Source organism: Lwoffella lincolnii, assembly GCF_037201985.1.
In the GTDB taxonomy this organism is placed as follows: Bacteria; Pseudomonadota; Gammaproteobacteria; order Pseudomonadales; family Moraxellaceae; genus Psychrobacter; species Psychrobacter lincolnii.
On the sequence record NZ_CP147511.1, the window covers coordinates 871154 to 885497 of the forward strand.

At 42.6% G+C, this 14344-nt stretch carries 15 protein-coding genes and 1 other RNA gene; 9 read left to right on the forward strand and 7 right to left on the reverse strand.

From position 1 onward, the window contains the following. Positions 1–25 precede the first annotated feature (25 nt). Positions 26–1117: a redox-regulated ATPase YchF gene (ychF, locus tag WDM69_RS03965; protein WP_078306516.1), complete on the reverse strand. Its 1092-nt coding sequence runs from the start codon at positions 1115–1117 to the stop codon at positions 26–28. Positions 1118–1364: 247 nt separating this feature from the next. Further along, the gene (locus WDM69_RS03970; protein WP_338755742.1) at positions 1365–1511 is read right to left on the reverse strand and encodes a hypothetical protein; all 147 of its coding nucleotides are present in this window, start codon (positions 1509–1511) and stop codon (positions 1365–1367) included. Positions 1512–1845: 334 nt separating this feature from the next. Here WDM69_RS03970 and WDM69_RS03975 point away from each other — a divergent pair, with 334 nt between their 5' ends. Beyond that, positions 1846–3504 (forward strand): alpha/beta hydrolase family protein, encoded by a 1659-nt coding sequence (locus WDM69_RS03975; protein ID WP_338755743.1) that lies wholly within the window; start codon positions 1846–1848, stop codon positions 3502–3504. A gap of 661 nt (positions 3505–4165) precedes the next feature. On the opposite strand, the gene sthA is transcribed toward WDM69_RS03975, so the two are convergent. The 3 genes from sthA to ppsR are packed head-to-tail and all read right to left on the reverse strand — an operon-like array spanning position 4166 to position 7129. Further along, the gene (gene sthA, locus WDM69_RS03980; protein ID WP_422393264.1) at positions 4166–5800 is read right to left on the reverse strand and encodes a Si-specific NAD(P)(+) transhydrogenase; all 1635 of its coding nucleotides are present in this window, start codon (positions 5798–5800) and stop codon (positions 4166–4168) included. 15 nt (positions 5801–5815) lie between these two features. Beyond that, entirely contained in the window at positions 5816–6199 is a 384-nt protein-coding gene (locus tag WDM69_RS03985; protein WP_078306518.1) for a DUF4377 domain-containing protein, read from the reverse strand. A 36-nt stretch (positions 6200–6235) separates the two neighbouring features. Beyond that, the gene (gene ppsR / locus WDM69_RS03990) at positions 6236–7129 is read right to left on the reverse strand and encodes a posphoenolpyruvate synthetase regulatory kinase/phosphorylase PpsR (RefSeq protein WP_078306519.1); all 894 of its coding nucleotides are present in this window, start codon (positions 7127–7129) and stop codon (positions 6236–6238) included. A 383-nt stretch (positions 7130–7512) separates the two neighbouring features. Here ppsR and ppsA point away from each other — a divergent pair, with 383 nt between their 5' ends. The 7 genes from ppsA (at position 7513) to WDM69_RS04025 (ending at position 13576) form a co-directional block, all read left to right on the forward strand. Beyond that, a complete protein-coding gene (ppsA, locus tag WDM69_RS03995; protein WP_078306520.1) occupies positions 7513–9903 on the forward strand; it encodes a phosphoenolpyruvate synthase in 2391 nt (796 codons plus the stop codon). Positions 9904–10097: 194 nt separating this feature from the next. Further along, positions 10098–10994, forward strand: a complete 897-nt coding sequence (locus tag WDM69_RS04000) for an RDD family protein (protein ID WP_078306521.1) — start codon at positions 10098–10100, stop codon at positions 10992–10994. 146 nt (positions 10995–11140) lie between these two features. Then, positions 11141–11560: a 30S ribosomal protein S6 gene (gene rpsF, locus WDM69_RS04005; protein WP_078306522.1), complete on the forward strand. Its 420-nt coding sequence runs from the start codon at positions 11141–11143 to the stop codon at positions 11558–11560. Between the two features lie 20 nt (positions 11561–11580). Continuing rightward, the gene (gene rpsR, locus WDM69_RS04010) at positions 11581–11808 is read left to right on the forward strand and encodes a 30S ribosomal protein S18 (protein WP_078306523.1); all 228 of its coding nucleotides are present in this window, start codon (positions 11581–11583) and stop codon (positions 11806–11808) included. A 32-nt stretch (positions 11809–11840) separates the two neighbouring features. After that, positions 11841–12335 carry a 50S ribosomal protein L9 gene (gene rplI, locus WDM69_RS04015; protein WP_078306524.1) on the forward strand — a complete coding sequence of 165 codons (495 nt, stop codon included), beginning with the start codon at positions 11841–11843 and terminating at the stop codon, positions 12333–12335. 129 nt (positions 12336–12464) lie between these two features. After that, positions 12465–12822, forward strand: a transfer-messenger RNA (tmRNA) gene (gene ssrA / locus WDM69_RS04020). 568 nt (positions 12823–13390) lie between these two features. Beyond that, complete coding sequence (locus WDM69_RS04025; RefSeq protein ID WP_078306525.1) at positions 13391–13576, forward strand: hypothetical protein; 186 nt, start codon at positions 13391–13393, stop codon at positions 13574–13576. Positions 13577–13583: 7 nt separating this feature from the next. Here WDM69_RS04025 and WDM69_RS04030 read toward each other — a convergent pair whose 3' ends face one another. Beyond that, complete coding sequence (locus WDM69_RS04030) at positions 13584–13859, reverse strand: BrnA antitoxin family protein (protein WP_078306526.1); 276 nt, start codon at positions 13857–13859, stop codon at positions 13584–13586. Beyond that, entirely contained in the window at positions 13825–14112 is a 288-nt protein-coding gene (locus WDM69_RS04035; protein ID WP_078306527.1) for a BrnT family toxin, read from the reverse strand. Before WDM69_RS04035 ends, WDM69_RS04030 begins: the two co-directional genes overlap by 35 nt. A 58-nt stretch (positions 14113–14170) precedes the next feature. On the opposite strand from WDM69_RS04035, the gene WDM69_RS04040 reads away from it, so the two are divergent. Beyond that, positions 14171–14302 carry a hypothetical protein gene (locus WDM69_RS04040; RefSeq protein WP_276206616.1) on the forward strand — a complete coding sequence of 44 codons (132 nt, stop codon included), beginning with the start codon at positions 14171–14173 and terminating at the stop codon, positions 14300–14302. Positions 14303–14344 lie beyond the last annotated feature (42 nt).

Genomic DNA, 14344 nt, shown 5'->3' on the forward strand with positions numbered 1-14344 from the left:
TTGTCATCATCACACATTAATATCATCACACATTAAAACGAAAGTGCATCACATCGCCATCTTGCACGACATAGGTTTTGCCTTCTAAGCGAGATTTACCTGCGGCGGCGGCCCCTTTTTCACCACCGTATTCGATAAAATCGTCATAACTGATGACTTCAGCACGGATAAAGCCTTTTTCAAAGTCAGTATGAATCACCCCAGCTGCTTCAGGAGCAGTTGCCCCCACTTTGACTGTCCATGCTCTCACTTCTTTGACTCCAGCGGTAAAATACGTCTGCATGTTCAAGAGCTGATAACCGCCACGAATGACTCGGTTTAGCCCAGGCTCTGTTAACCCCAAACCCTCCAAAAAATCTGCCTTATCTTCATCATCTAATTGAGCGATTTCGGCTTCTATTTGGTTGCATAAAGGAATGACAATGGCATCTTCGTTTTTAGCATAATCATTGACCGCATCTAAATATGGGTTGTTATCAAAGCCATCTTCATTGACGTTGGCAATGTACATCACAGGCTTTAGGGTGATAAGCCCATAGCTTTTGATGAGCTTTTTTTCATCATCATCTAAGTTTGCCATGCGTGCAGGCTTGCCTTCACTCACAAACGGCTCAATCTTCTCAAACACAGCCAACATTGCTTTGGCATCTTTATCACCGCCTTTGGCTTTTTTGCCTAAGTTGGTCATCGCACGGCTCACCGCCTCTAGGTCTGCCAATGACAGCTCGGTATTAATGGTTTCGATGTCATCAATGGGACTGACTCGCCCATCTACATGCACCACATTGTCATTATCAAAGCATCGCACCACATGGGCTATGGCATCAGTCTCACGAATGTTTGCTAAAAACTGATTGCCCATGCCTTCGCCTTTTGATGCTCCAGCCACCAAACCTGCAATGTCAACAAACTCCATTGTGGTTGGCAGTACTCGTTCAGGGTTGACGATGACTGCTAACTTATCAAGGCGTGGGTCAGGGACAGGCACAATGCCTGTATTAGGGTCTTTGGTGCAAAAAGGGAAGTTTTCAGCGGCAATACCTGCCTTGGTTAATGCGTTAAAAAGGGTAGATTTGCCAACATTTGGCAGTCCAACAATGCCACAATTAAAGCCCATGATATTAACTCTCAATATAAGGATAAAAACGGTTGTCTTAAAAAATTGCCATATTGTAGCAAATAGTTGGGTAAATGGCTAAATCACCATCATATAAAAGTTCATGACATAAAACTCAACATATCAAACCCAACACATAAAGCTTATCGCATAAAAAATGGTCAAGGCATGACCTTGACCATCATGTTTAGTCCATGAAAATTTAGTTCATGAAGCCCTGTTGTGCCAAATTAGGGATACACCCTAATTAATGACCACCACCGCCACAGCCACCGCAACAACTATTGGCTTCTTCAACCTTTGGTGGTTGTTTGTCAGTGTTTTGCTCATTTTGAATGGCAGTTTGGTTATCTTGCTCAGTGGCTTGATTGTTTTGATTGTCTTGTTGGCTCATAAAAATATCCTTTGGATTGTCAAACATGGGTTGTCAAAAAGTAAAACATGTATATTAGATACATGTTTTGATTATACGGTCTTATTTGCCATAACGCAATGATGAACTGACAAAACTTTAGGAAATAAACCATCTTAACTTTATAAAATCATCTTAACTTGTATCATTGATGGCAGATACATTAATGGCTACTTAATTGATATGACATTCATTGACATGACATTAGTTGTAATATAAAGTTAACAAATGTACCGATTTTAATTTTGCAAGTTGTTTTGACTAAGTTACTCTGACTAAATTACCCTGATTAAGTTGCCCTGACAAGGAAGTTATCATGAACCCGATAAACACCATCATAATGGTAAGAAATAAGCGTTGTCTATGTCCACTGGTCATTGCCATAGGCAGCATATTACTCACCGCTTGTGGTGAAGACAGTCAAGCCACCTTTAACAAAGCCACCAAAGCACCACCTGATACTGCCTTGATATCCACTTTAATCGATAAGCCACAGCCAATTAAACAAATAAAAGCAACAGAGCTTGATCAGATGCTGGGTAAAATTGACCCTTATGCAGCCAGTCTCACACCAATCGCTAAGTGTGATGTGCAAATTGATAAAATCACCTATCGTACCGTTGGGGCAGGGGGTGAGCCAACCACCGCCACCGCTGCGGTGATGTTGCCTGCTGGGAATAATGTTGCAGACTGTGGTGGCGAGCGTCCTATTTTGCTTTATGCTCACGGTACAGCAGTAACCAAAGCGTATGATTTTACCCAAGTTGGTCATGTTGATAATGAAGCTGGAGTCAGAGCAACAAACATCGCTGCCAATTTTGCTGCTCAAGGCTATGTCGTTGTTGCTCCGAATTATGCTGGCTACGACACATCACCCCTGACCTACACCCCTTATCTGAATGCCAAACAACAATCGCATGAAATGGCCACTGCCCTTGCTTCTGCCAGAGCAGCAATCAAACTGAAAACCACCAGTCAAGCAATCAAAGATTCAGGTAAGTTGTTTATCTCAGGTTATTCGCAAGGTGGTCATACCGCTTTAGCCACTGCCCAATATTTGCAGCTAAAAGGTGAGCCAGTCACTGCCCTTGCTCCCATGTCAGGTCCTTATGCCATGGCGGCCTTTGGTGACCAGATATTTATGGGTGCGATTAATATTGGTGCGACGGTATTCGCTCCTATGATTGCCATCAGCTACCAAAAACAATATGGCAATTTATATAACCAGCCAAGTGAACTTATCACTGGCAAATATGCCAACAGTATCGAGACGTTGATACCGGGGAAAAAAGGCTTTAACGAGCTGTTTTTATCTGAGGCATTGCCAATGACCGCTTTATTTGAACAAAATCCTGTCGGTTATCCTGTGTTGCAAGGTTTGTCGCCAAAAGATGCCCGCTTTGCTTATGGCTTTAGTGCCGATGATTATCTGGTCAATACCGATTTTCGGGCCAAATACGTTGCTGATGCCATAAAAAATCCAGATGGCATTATGTTAGGTTTGGCAAATGGGGATAACATGCCCATGCCAGCGGCTGATCCAAAATCACCCATGCGTCAAGCTTTAAAAGCCAATGACCTACGCAACTTTATTCCAACGATGCCCACATTGTTTTGTGGTGGCAATCAAGACCCCATGGTATTTTTTGATACCAACACAGGTAGCATGAACAAAGTCTTAACGTCCATTGCTAATGGTAAAGCAAATGATGTTAAGTTAGACATCAGTATTTTAGATGTCGATGCCACCAATGCCAGTAACCGACAACAGCCAACGCTGAGTTTTATTGGTAATGGCAATGAACATCAAACCACCTTAAAAACTGCTCAACAAGATGTACAAGCTAAGTTTGCTGACAGTTACGGCAAACTGGCGAAACAAAGCACGATTTTATTAAAATCTGGCTATCACTCAACGCTGGTTGCTCCTGCATGCACGGCAGCGGTTAGGGCATATTTTGCTGAATTTAAATGATTGTCGATTTGATATAAAAAAGCGTTTAACTCATCGTGCGTAATTCTCCACCTATAATCCTTGATTTAGGTGGAGATGTAAGCACAGGCGACCTAATCAGGGCGTTATTGTTTTTCGATGTACTATCTAATGGTATTAATCGTAACACCGCCAGTCGTCAGCAAACAATATGCCCCAGTCCAAAGTACAGGCTTGTAGTAAAACTTTGCTATTAGTTGATTATTTATAATTGACACTTAAATAAAAATGATGCTAAATTATACCCATATTTCAAAAAGTTAGCTGTTGCTCGTATTCATGAAAAAGTACGCAACCAGCGCTTAGACTTACACCATAAACACCATAAAGTCATGCATAAGCTGATTTGCGAAAACCAAGCTACCAGTCATGCAATTGAAGATTTAGGTGTAAAAAACATGGTAAAGAACCATAAAAAGCAAGCATTAGCTGATGTGGCAGGACTTGCTATTGTGTAAAGAGTTCCCTCATGCTGATACTATTCAGCGATAGTGGCATGACGAAAGGTAGCAACTTAGGTTGCTATGGGTCGCAAAGATTCCCCCATCATAACCGCTAGGTTTGGTGGTGGGAGTATGTCAAATGACCGAAGTGATTTAAACGCTTAATTTGTGTGTCATCTTGTGGCTGGTTGCTTATTGGCTTAAAAAACTCGATTTAACCCATTAAGTGCCGCCACTCGATAGGCTTCTGCCATGGTGGGGTAGTTAAAGGTGGTGTTGACAAAATATTCCAAGGTGTTGTTACATTTCATCACCGCCTGCCCAATGTGAATGATTTCAGAAGCATGGTTACCATAGCAATGAATGCCCAAAATCTGTAACGTCTCACGATGGAAAAGAATTTTTAACACCCCTGTGCGTTCACCGATAATCTGAGCTCTGGCTAAGTCTTTAAAGAATGCTTGCCCCACTTCATAAGGTACTTTTTCATCAGTCAGTTCTTGTTCGGTTTTGCCAATACTGGATATTTCTGGAATGGTGTAGATTCCCGTTGGTACAGATGAAACAGGTTCAGCATCTTTATCACCAACCATAAAGGCGGCGGCACAGCGACCTTGGTCATAAGCCGCAGATGCCAATGATGGCCAGCCAATGACATCACCTGCTGCATAGATATTTTCAATATCAGTGCGATAATGTTCATCAACGGTTAATTGTCCACGGCTATTTGCTTTTAGACCAATGGCATCTAGATTTAATCCGTCTGTATTGCCTGAACGACCATTTGACCAAAGAATGGCATCAGACTTGATTTTTTTGCCACTTTTTAGGTGCAAAATCACACAGTCATCATGGGTTTCTAGGTGATCGATTTCTTCATTATGTCTAATAAGAACGCCAAATTGACGGAAGTCGTGCGATAACGCATCACTGATTTCACTGTCTAAATAGCTCAGTAGTTGATCTTTATTGTTAATCAAATCCACTTTATAACCCAAGCCTGTGAATATGGACGCATATTCACAACCAATGACGCCTGCACCATAGATGATGATTTTTTTGACGACATAATCCATTTGCAAAATTTTGTCAGAGTCAAATACCCTAGGGTGGTCAAAGTCTAAAATATCTGGGCGATAAGGTCTTGAGCCAACGGTAATAATGGCTTGATGAAAAGTGAGGGTATCCTCACCCATATTGTCATTAAGTTCAATTTTTAAGGTATGCTTATCCATAAAGCTTGCCCAACCTTGAATGACGTCAATTTGATTGCGTTCATAAAATCTGGCATGGGTATTGACCTGACGGCGAATGACTTGACGAGCGTTGGCAAGCACACGATTGAGCGGAACTTGTTGATATTCCATGCCTTGATTAAACAAAGGGTCACGGCGAAAATTAATGATGTTAAACACACTTTGACGCAATGCCTTACTGGGGATTGTGCCAACATGGGTGCAGTTGCCACCCACTTGCTCACGGGGGTCAATGACAGCAACTTTTTTGCCAGATTTGGCAAGTTTCATGGCAGCGGCTTCTCCAGCAGGTCCAGCCCCCAAAACCACCGCATCATAGTCAAATGGGTGTTTGCCGTTTTTGAGACGTTGTGAATCACGAGTAAAACCTGATTCGATGTGAATGCGATGACTGTCTAAAGGGCTGATTAAATCTGGGTGTTGGGCTTTGTCGTTCACTTTATCGCCTGTTTGAGCTGATGATTGTTTGTTTGATTGTTTGTCTGTGTTGTCATTTTTGTTGGTGCTGATGGCTTCAGCATTGATTGCTTCATTGCTCAACGTTGGGGTCATTTGTGCGTCTTTATTTTTTTTAGCCATAAAATTACCTAAATGTTAGTGTTGAGCAAGGATTTCTACCAACTGCCATTTACCAACGGCTTGCCCATTATTTTGGTCAATAAGTGGGCGTACATTGATGCGATAGCTCACACCTTGTACAGGGATAAAATCTTCTATCCCATCATAAGGGATTTGAAAGGTTTGACCATTGGCATCGGTTGCAAGCAAACACTGCATGGGCAAGATGGATTGGCACGCTTGACGAGTAGAGGCGATGCTGAATGTCTGTGCTGTGCCTAGTACCAAATCAGGCACATATCTGGACTCAGGAGTGGGTGGGTGAGTAAAAGGATTGCTTTGACACGCAGATAATGCCAAAGTGATGGACATACAAAAGCCAATGGCTGGTAACGTCGATAAGTGCAGTAAATTTTTCATATTATTCCACTATTTTTTAATGGTTTATCAATTCAATTAACCGATGCGTCGCTTAAGTCCTGTGATTTGCAGAATGCGAGTGGCAATCTCTTCTATGGACATTTCAGACACATCAAGGCTTGGGATACCATAACTGGCATAGATGGCTTGAATGGCTTTTTGCTCTTGTTCACATTGGGCATAGCTGGCATAGCGACTGCCTGCACGGCGTTCGTTGCGTATCGCCGCCAAACGTTCGGTATCAATCACCAAACCAAACAGCTTATCTTTATAAGGCTTAATGGCGTTTGGCAGTTGAATCTCGTGTAGGTCTTCTTCGGTTAATGGATAGTTTGCCGCACGAATGCCAAATTGCAACGCCAAATATAATGAAGTGGGCGTTTTGCCTGAGCGAGACACCCCAATCAAGATAATGTCTGCCATTGGATATTGCCGAGTTCTTGCCCCATCGTCATTATCCAACGAAAAATGCACCGCTTCAATACGAGCTTTGTAATTCTCTGAATCCACATTAGAATGAGCATGCCCACCTTGATCATCTGGGGCAACTTGGATCTCTTCAGCAATGCGTCCGATGATGCCTTCATACATGTCCAAATTGCACGCTTGGGCAGAGTTAATGATTTCACGGATACCATCATTAACAATGGTATCAAACACCAATGGCAACAGACCATGCTCTTGATAAGCGGTGTTGATTTGCTCAACAGCAAAATTGGCACGCTCTGGGGTATCCACATAAGGAATGACTTTGGTGATAAAAGGCACAGAAGCAAACTGGCTTAATATCGAACGCCCCAAAGTTTCAGCGGTGATGGCAGTGCCATCAGAAATAAAAAAAGCCGCCCGAATTTTGCCGTCAGTACAATTCTCCAAGGCATGGCGGTTTTGGTAAGTGGGGCTGGTTTGTTGTCGCTGAAATTCTTGCATGCTTATTCCTAGATAACGACCTTCTAAAGGTGCTTGGGCTGTTGTGGCTATTATACGCAATAATGCAAAAATTTCATAATCAGCCTTGAGTTAAGAAAGAAAGTTGGTTGAGTACTTATAAAAGTTGAGTACTTAAAAAAGCCATTCATTTAACAGCCAACGCCATATTTTTTGCCATTTTGGCTCAAAATTCAATTTTTTTTTTACAAGTGATGTCGAAATTGGCATTTATTAGGAGTATAATGCTCACAACTATAATGCCTTCTAAATGGTCGCATTTCAAAAAGTTGTTATGTATGATGGTTGTGATGACAATTATTATGAATGACAATGATTATGAATAAAGCTGTTATAAATACAGCTGTTATGAATGGAGTGTTATGATGAGCAATGCAACAAATCAACTCAGTACCGTCATTAACTTAAGTAACCTTGGCAAAAATGACATTGATAAAGTCGGAGGTAAAAACGCTTCCTTGGGTGAAATGATCAGTCATTTATCCGATTTGGGTGTCAGTGTGCCGGGTGGATTTGCCACCACCGCAGAAGCGTTTAATCAGTTTTTGCAAGACACAGGATTGACCGATAAAATCAATGCTGAACTTAAAAACTTGGATGTTAATGATGTGCATCAATTGGCAGAAACAGGCAAAAAAATCCGTGGTTGGATAATTAATCAAACCCTACCTGCCAAGCTTGAAGAAGACATTCGAGTAGCATTTGAACAGATGAGTGAAGGAGAAGACATCGCCGTTGCTGTGCGTTCATCTGCCACTGCTGAAGATTTGCCAGATGCGTCATTTGCAGGTCAGCAAGAGACGTTTTTAAACATTCGTGGTATTGATAACGTGCTGATTGCCATCAAAGAAGTCTTTGCTTCTTTATATAATGACCGTGCAATTGCCTATCGTGCGCATCAAGGATATGAGCATATGGGAGTGGCATTGTCAGCAGGTGTGCAACGTATGGTACGCTCTGAGACAGGGGCATCTGGTGTGATGTTTAGCATCGATACCGAAAGTGGCTTTGACCAAGTGGTGTTCATCACCGCAAGTTATGGCTTGGGTGAAATGGTGGTACAAGGGGCGGTCAATCCTGATGAGTTTTATGTTTCTAAGCCGTTACTTATCGAGGGAAAACCTGCGATAGTGCGTCGTAACTTAGGCAGTAAACACAAAAAGATGGTCTATGGAGAAGATGGCACAACAGGCAAATCCACCACCATCGTTGATGTGGATAAAGCAGATCGTCAACAGTTTGCTCTAAACAATGATGAGCTGATTGAATTGGCAAAACAAGCCCTTATCATTGAGAAACACTATGGTCATGCCATGGATATTGAATGGGCAAAAGATGGCGACAGTGGCAAAATATTCATTGTCCAAGCCCGTCCAGAAACAGTCAAAAGTCGTCAAAATACCAACATGATGGAGCGTTACGTGATCCATTCAAAAGATGCCAAAGTCATCTGTGAGGGTCGTTCCATCGGTCAGCGTATCGGCTCAGGCAAAGTGCGAATAGTTAACAGCATTCATGAAATGGACAAAGTCGAAGAGGGTGATATTTTGGTCTCTGACATGACTGACCCAGATTGGGAACCTGTGATGAAGCGAGCTTCTGCCATCGTAACAAATCGTGGTGGACGCACTTGCCATGCTGCCATCATTGCCCGAGAATTGGGTGTGCCTGCGGTGGTTGGTTGTGGCAATGCCACAGAATTGTTAAATGACGGTATGGAAGCAACCATATCTTGTGCCGAAGGCGACACAGGGTATATCTATGAAGGGTTGTTAGACTTTAATGTCCAAAGTAACTCGATTGAGTCGATGCCCAAATTGCAATTTAAAATCATGATGAACGTGGGTAACCCTGACCGTGCCTTTGGTTTTGCTCAAATTCCGAACGAAGGCGTGGGTTTGGCACGGTTGGAATTCATCATCAATCGAATGATTGGCATACACCCAAAGGCATTGCTGAACATGAACAGCTTACCTCGTGAAACTGTTCAAGCCATTAATGAACGCATCGCAGGGTACGCATCACCTGTAGATTTTTATGTCGATAAATTGGTTGAAGGCATATCCACCCTTGCCGTGGCATTTAAAGACAAGCCTGTGATTGTGCGTATGTCAGACTTTAAATCCAACGAATATGCTAACCTTGTGGGTGGTAAACTTTATGAACCATCAGAAGAAAATCCCATGCTTGGCTTCCGTGGTGCAGGGCGTTATGTGTCAGAAAACTTTCGTGATTGTTTTGAGCTTGAATGCCGTGCATTAAAATACATTCGTGATGACATGGGACTGACCAATGTAAAAATCATGATACCCTTTGTACGTACACCAAAAGAAGCCAAGCAAGTCATCGAACTTTTGGCAGAAAATGGGCTAAAACGTGGTGTCAATGGTCTTGAAATCATCATGATGTGTGAATTACCCACCAACGCCTTATTGGCAGATGAGTACCTTGAGTACTTTGATGGCTTCTCCATCGGCTCTAATGACCTGACTCAATTAACCTTAGGGCTTGACCGTGATTCTGGCATCGTCTCGCATCTGTTTGATGAACGTGATGCGGCGGTTAAAAAACTATTGTCTATGGCAATCCAAGCCTGTCGCAAGCAAAACAAATATGTTGGCATCTGCGGTCAAGGACCATCTGACCATCCAGACTTGGCATACTGGTTAATGGAGCAGGGGATTAATTCTGTGTCATTGAACCCAGACTCTGTCTTAGATACTTGGTTTTTCTTAGCTGGAGAGAAAGTCAACTAAAAAACAGATTGTCGACACTCGAATTGTCGACACTCGAAACCAATGCTCTAAACGTTTGGTGATTTTTAAGCCTGCTTCTTTTGTTGCGACAGCTTTTTTTCTGTAACAGCAAAAAAAGCAGGCTTGTTTTGCCTTAATTGCTTTAAGCAGTTACAATATGACCATTTTAAGTCCAAATAACAGCAAGGTGCGTCATGCAAATCTATTTAGCCCGTAACAATCAACAAGCAGGTCCTTACACCTTAGAGCAACTCAATGCCATGCTTGCTTCTAATGAAGTACTGCTCACCGATTTGATGTGGCATGACGGCATGGACAAATGGCAGTCAGTTGGACAAATGACAGGCAACCAGCTAAGCTATCGCACTAACATAAAATCCGTCATGCAGCCCATGACAACGCCAGTCAACCCAACCAATCAAACCAACCCAAATGCCAATCCAAATAATGATAACCACCCAACTCGGGTAACGGTAGAGCAACTTTATGGCAGAAAACCAATCGACACAAAACAGCCAACTGGCGACACAAGCATCAAAGAATACCTAACCGAACAAAAACAACAAACCAATCATCACAACAAAACCACACCAACCAATCAACTTGCGTCTGTCAGCAAACGCATCTTAGCGGTCTTGATTGACCAACTCATCATGATTGCCGCCATATTTCCCTTGTTAATGCACACAGGCATGGATGTGTTATCCAAACCCATGACCTCAGCACACGTACAAAGTATCGTTGAATCCGTACCAAACCATATCATGACAATATCAGCTTTAATGATTCTGGCGGTGTTTGTGGTACAGACCCTAATGCTGATTAAAAAAGGACAGACACTTGGCAAAATGGCAGTTGGGCTTAGAATTTTAGATAAGAACAGCTTAAGCTTACCATCAGTAACCAATATCTTATTAATCAGAACCGTACTGACCAACATCGCTTATTCTGTTCCCATAATAGGCATGTTGTTATTGGTGGCAGACTTCATCATCATGATTATCGACAAACAAAAACAAAGCCTGCATGACAAATTAGCCAAAACTGTGGTCATGATTGCTGATGATGCCCAACTTAACAACAAAGCTTAACAACAAATATTTTGAATCATCTTGCTTAGCAAGTGTTAAATCTGTATAATGGTCGCCTTTATGATTTTAAGGCTGATGCCTGACCGTCATAATCTCCTTGCCAATGACATAGGGTCATCGGCTGTCTAAACCGTAAGGAGTCTATCATGAGACATTACGAAGTGGTGCTAATCATACACCCAGATCAAAGCGATCAAAGTGCCAATATGGTAGAACGCTATGTTAATCTGGTACAAGAGCAAGATGGCGTTGTACATCGTTTAGAAGATTGGGGTCGCCGTCAACTGGCATATCCCATCAACAAAATTCACAAAGCACACTATGTGTTATTTAATATTGAATGTGGTGGCGAGACTTTGGCAGAACTTGAAGAGCTGTTCCGCTATAACGATGCCATTATTCGTAGCTTGATCATGCGTCGTGATGAAGCCATCATCGAAGAGTCACCCTTGGCTAAAGGTGCTGATGAAAGACGCACCCGTAAGCCCAGCCGTCGCAACGACAATCGTCATGATAATGACGATGACGACAGCGATGATGACAACCATGATGACAACGAAGAATAATAAGGATAAGGAGCAAGCTCATGGCACGTTTTTATCGCCGCCGTAAATTTTGCCGTTTTACCGCTGAAGGCATCACCCATATCGACTATAAAGATGTTGATTTACTAAAGCAATACATTGGGGACAATGGCAAAATCGTACCCAGTCGCATCACAGGTACGTCCACCAAATATCAACGTCAACTGGCCACCGCCATCAAACAGGCTCGCTATTTGGCCCTACTACCTTATACCGATAACCATCAGTAATCGGTTGTTATCAAGTTAACTAGGAGTGACCCATGCAAGTTATCTTATTACAGCGTATCGTCAACCTGGGTAAACTCGGTGACACCGTCGATGTTAAACCCGGTTATGGACGTAACTATCTTATACCACAAGGCAAGGCATTGCCTGCCACTGCCGCCAATATTGAAAAATTTGAAGCACGTCGTGCTGAGCTTGAAGCCATCGAAGCTGAAGAGCTGGCATCTGCCCAAAAGCGTGCTGACTCATTGCGTGATGTCAATGTCATCATGCGTGCCAAAACTGGCGAAGAAGGCAAATTATTTGGCTCTATCGGCACTCGTGATATCGCTGATGCGTTGACCAAATCTGGCTTGGAAGTTGACCGTTCTGAAATCAACTTGCCAGAAGGCACATTGCGTCAAGTGGGTGAGTACCATGTTACTGTCCAATTGCATCATGACATCACCGCCCAAATCTTGGTAACCATTCTTTCAGAAGATGGTGATATTTTGCCCCAAACTGCTGAAGAAGTGGCTGATGTCGAATAGGACAAAATGGTAGAATAATTAAATGGCAGCATAAATCGTAAAAAATCGACTCGTCAGAGTCGATTTTTTATCATCTGTAAAACAGAATTTGTAAAATAAGATTAACTGGTGTATAATAGGTCGTTCTTTGGGGATGTTCTGGCTTCGACGCTGGTAATGAAACTCAATGAGGCATGTCGAGAGAGTATGCCCTCTCGTAAATCAAGCATATATTAAAATAGTCGCAAACGACGAAACTTACGCTCTAGTAGCTTAAGGGCTGCTTAGGACGGCACAGATTGCCTTTGGTCTGGTTGCTCTCCTAGAAGCGAACGTACGAAGGATGGTCTAAGTTAGCGTTCCGATGACTTAGGCGAAATTTAGGAAATCGCCCTATCCACCCTGACTGTCGGGTCGGTGTGGGTTAAAGCCAAAGACAGAGCCTAAACATGTAGAATCATGAGCGTAGTGCTGGCGGACGCGGGTTCAACTCCCGCCATCTCCACCATCTATCAAAATTAAAGAAAATCAAACTTAATTAAAATCAGTTAAAAACCCTTGAGAATACTAAATCTCAAGGGTTTTTTGTTTTACAAACTTAATCATGATACCATCATATGGTAAAAAAAATTAAAAAATGGCACAAATCCACATAAAATAAAAGAACAGCGAATCAACACAACCTAATCACCAGTCCCTACGTTTTTGCTTAACCCAAGCCCAAGTAACATTTTTGATCTTTCGGTGTGTAGGCATAAGGTCGATATTCATTGGATTTAAAGCCACTTTCATCAAGGTAGATAATGGGTCGGTTAGCTTGCTGGTGTTGGATAAGTTGCTCAGTAAAGGCTGTACGTTTGGTGTCATCAGCTTTAGGGTGTTTCAATGTCTTTTTTTGAGTGATTTTGAGTCGCTGTAGGGCAATTCCAATGGCTCGTTGGGTGAAGTTAAAGCGGAACGGCTCGTTCTCGTTGATGGTGGTATATATGGGTTTCTACGTCTTGGCGTAGTGCGTCCATGTCTATTTTCAATTTGCGTGTGATGACCACCTTGCGTTTTGGTTGTTTTTTCCAGTTTTGAATGGTGGTTTTAACTTACCCCTTGCCAAGCTTGGGCAGATTTGGCAAATCAATGACGATACCGGCGGCGGTGATGGGGCGTTTAATGCCCTAATTACATCGGTTGGGCTGTCAGTCAGCCGTGATGGTGATGCGGTGGTGGTGTGGCAGACGGTGGGGATGGATAGGTATGTGGATGTTTAAAATGCGTTTAAAATGCGTGAGTGTCTAAATACTCTCGTAAGGCATCGTTCATGCGTGTTTGCCAGCCTTTGCCTGTGGCACGAAAGCGGTCAATGATGTCACTGTCATAGCGGACGGTAATGGCTTGTTTTGGCTTGGCTTTTGGGGGGTTGCCAAGTTTGGTTTGTAGTGATGTTGGCAAACCTTGCAAACGGGTGGCATTGGCAAACATGTCCTCTGTCCACTCTGGGTTTTCAAAGTCGGTTTTTTCAGGGTCTTTGGGTTTGATGGCTAAACTGGTCATATTTTTTACACTCTCTTTGATTGGCTTTTCTAAAGCTGATGATGCGAATGCCTAGGTCAACTTCACAAAACACAAGGGCGTATAGACGATTATCAATCAACCCAAGTGATGAATAGCGAGTTTCAGGGTATGGTTTGCGTGTGTCTTGCCATATCAGGGCGGTGGTAAAATCAAAGTCAATCGCCATGGCAAACGGCAAACCACGTTCTTCAATGTTCTTTTGGTTTTTGATGGGGTCGTATTCAATGTGCATGGGTGCATGACAGGTTGGTTGGTTTTTATATTGTAACCAAAAAAAGGGGCGTGTAAAGATGAATTTATTAAGCCAGTTTCAGCAGATTTTTAGCGACAATCCTAGGGGTTATGCGACCGTTACAGGCATCAAATCTGATGGGACGTTGATAGCCACCACGCCTAAAATATCCATGCACAAATTAAAATAATTTTATGTAAGAATTTTTGGCGGTTTGCAGGACTTACCAAAT

Coding starts and splice junctions, on each gene's coding strand:
- ppsA (WP_078306520.1), top strand. CDS start 7,513: ATGAGCAATGCAACAAATCAACTCAGTACCGTCATTAACTTAAGTAAC.
- WDM69_RS04035 (WP_078306527.1), bottom strand. CDS start 14,112: ATGCACATTGAATACGACCCCATCAAAAACCAAAAGAACATTGAAGAA.
- ppsR (WP_078306519.1), bottom strand. CDS start 7,129: ATGCAAGAATTTCAGCGACAACAAACCAGCCCCACTTACCAAAACCGC.
- WDM69_RS04030 (WP_078306526.1), bottom strand. CDS start 13,859: ATGACCAGTTTAGCCATCAAACCCAAAGACCCTGAAAAAACCGACTTT.
- WDM69_RS03970 (WP_338755742.1), bottom strand. CDS start 1,511: ATGAGCCAACAAGACAATCAAAACAATCAAGCCACTGAGCAAGATAAC.
- WDM69_RS03985 (WP_078306518.1), bottom strand. CDS start 6,199: ATGAAAAATTTACTGCACTTATCGACGTTACCAGCCATTGGCTTTTGT.
- WDM69_RS04000 (WP_078306521.1), top strand. CDS start 10,098: ATGCAAATCTATTTAGCCCGTAACAATCAACAAGCAGGTCCTTACACC.
- WDM69_RS03975 (WP_338755743.1), top strand. CDS start 1,846: ATGAACCCGATAAACACCATCATAATGGTAAGAAATAAGCGTTGTCTA.
- rpsR (WP_078306523.1), top strand. CDS start 11,581: ATGGCACGTTTTTATCGCCGCCGTAAATTTTGCCGTTTTACCGCTGAA.
- WDM69_RS04040 (WP_276206616.1), top strand. CDS start 14,171: ATGAATTTATTAAGCCAGTTTCAGCAGATTTTTAGCGACAATCCTAGG.
- rpsF (WP_078306522.1), top strand. CDS start 11,141: ATGAGACATTACGAAGTGGTGCTAATCATACACCCAGATCAAAGCGAT.
- ychF (WP_078306516.1), bottom strand. CDS start 1,117: ATGGGCTTTAATTGTGGCATTGTTGGACTGCCAAATGTTGGCAAATCT.
- sthA (WP_422393264.1), bottom strand. CDS start 5,800: ATGGCTAAAAAAAATAAAGACGCACAAATGACCCCAACGTTGAGCAAT.
- rplI (WP_078306524.1), top strand. CDS start 11,841: ATGCAAGTTATCTTATTACAGCGTATCGTCAACCTGGGTAAACTCGGT.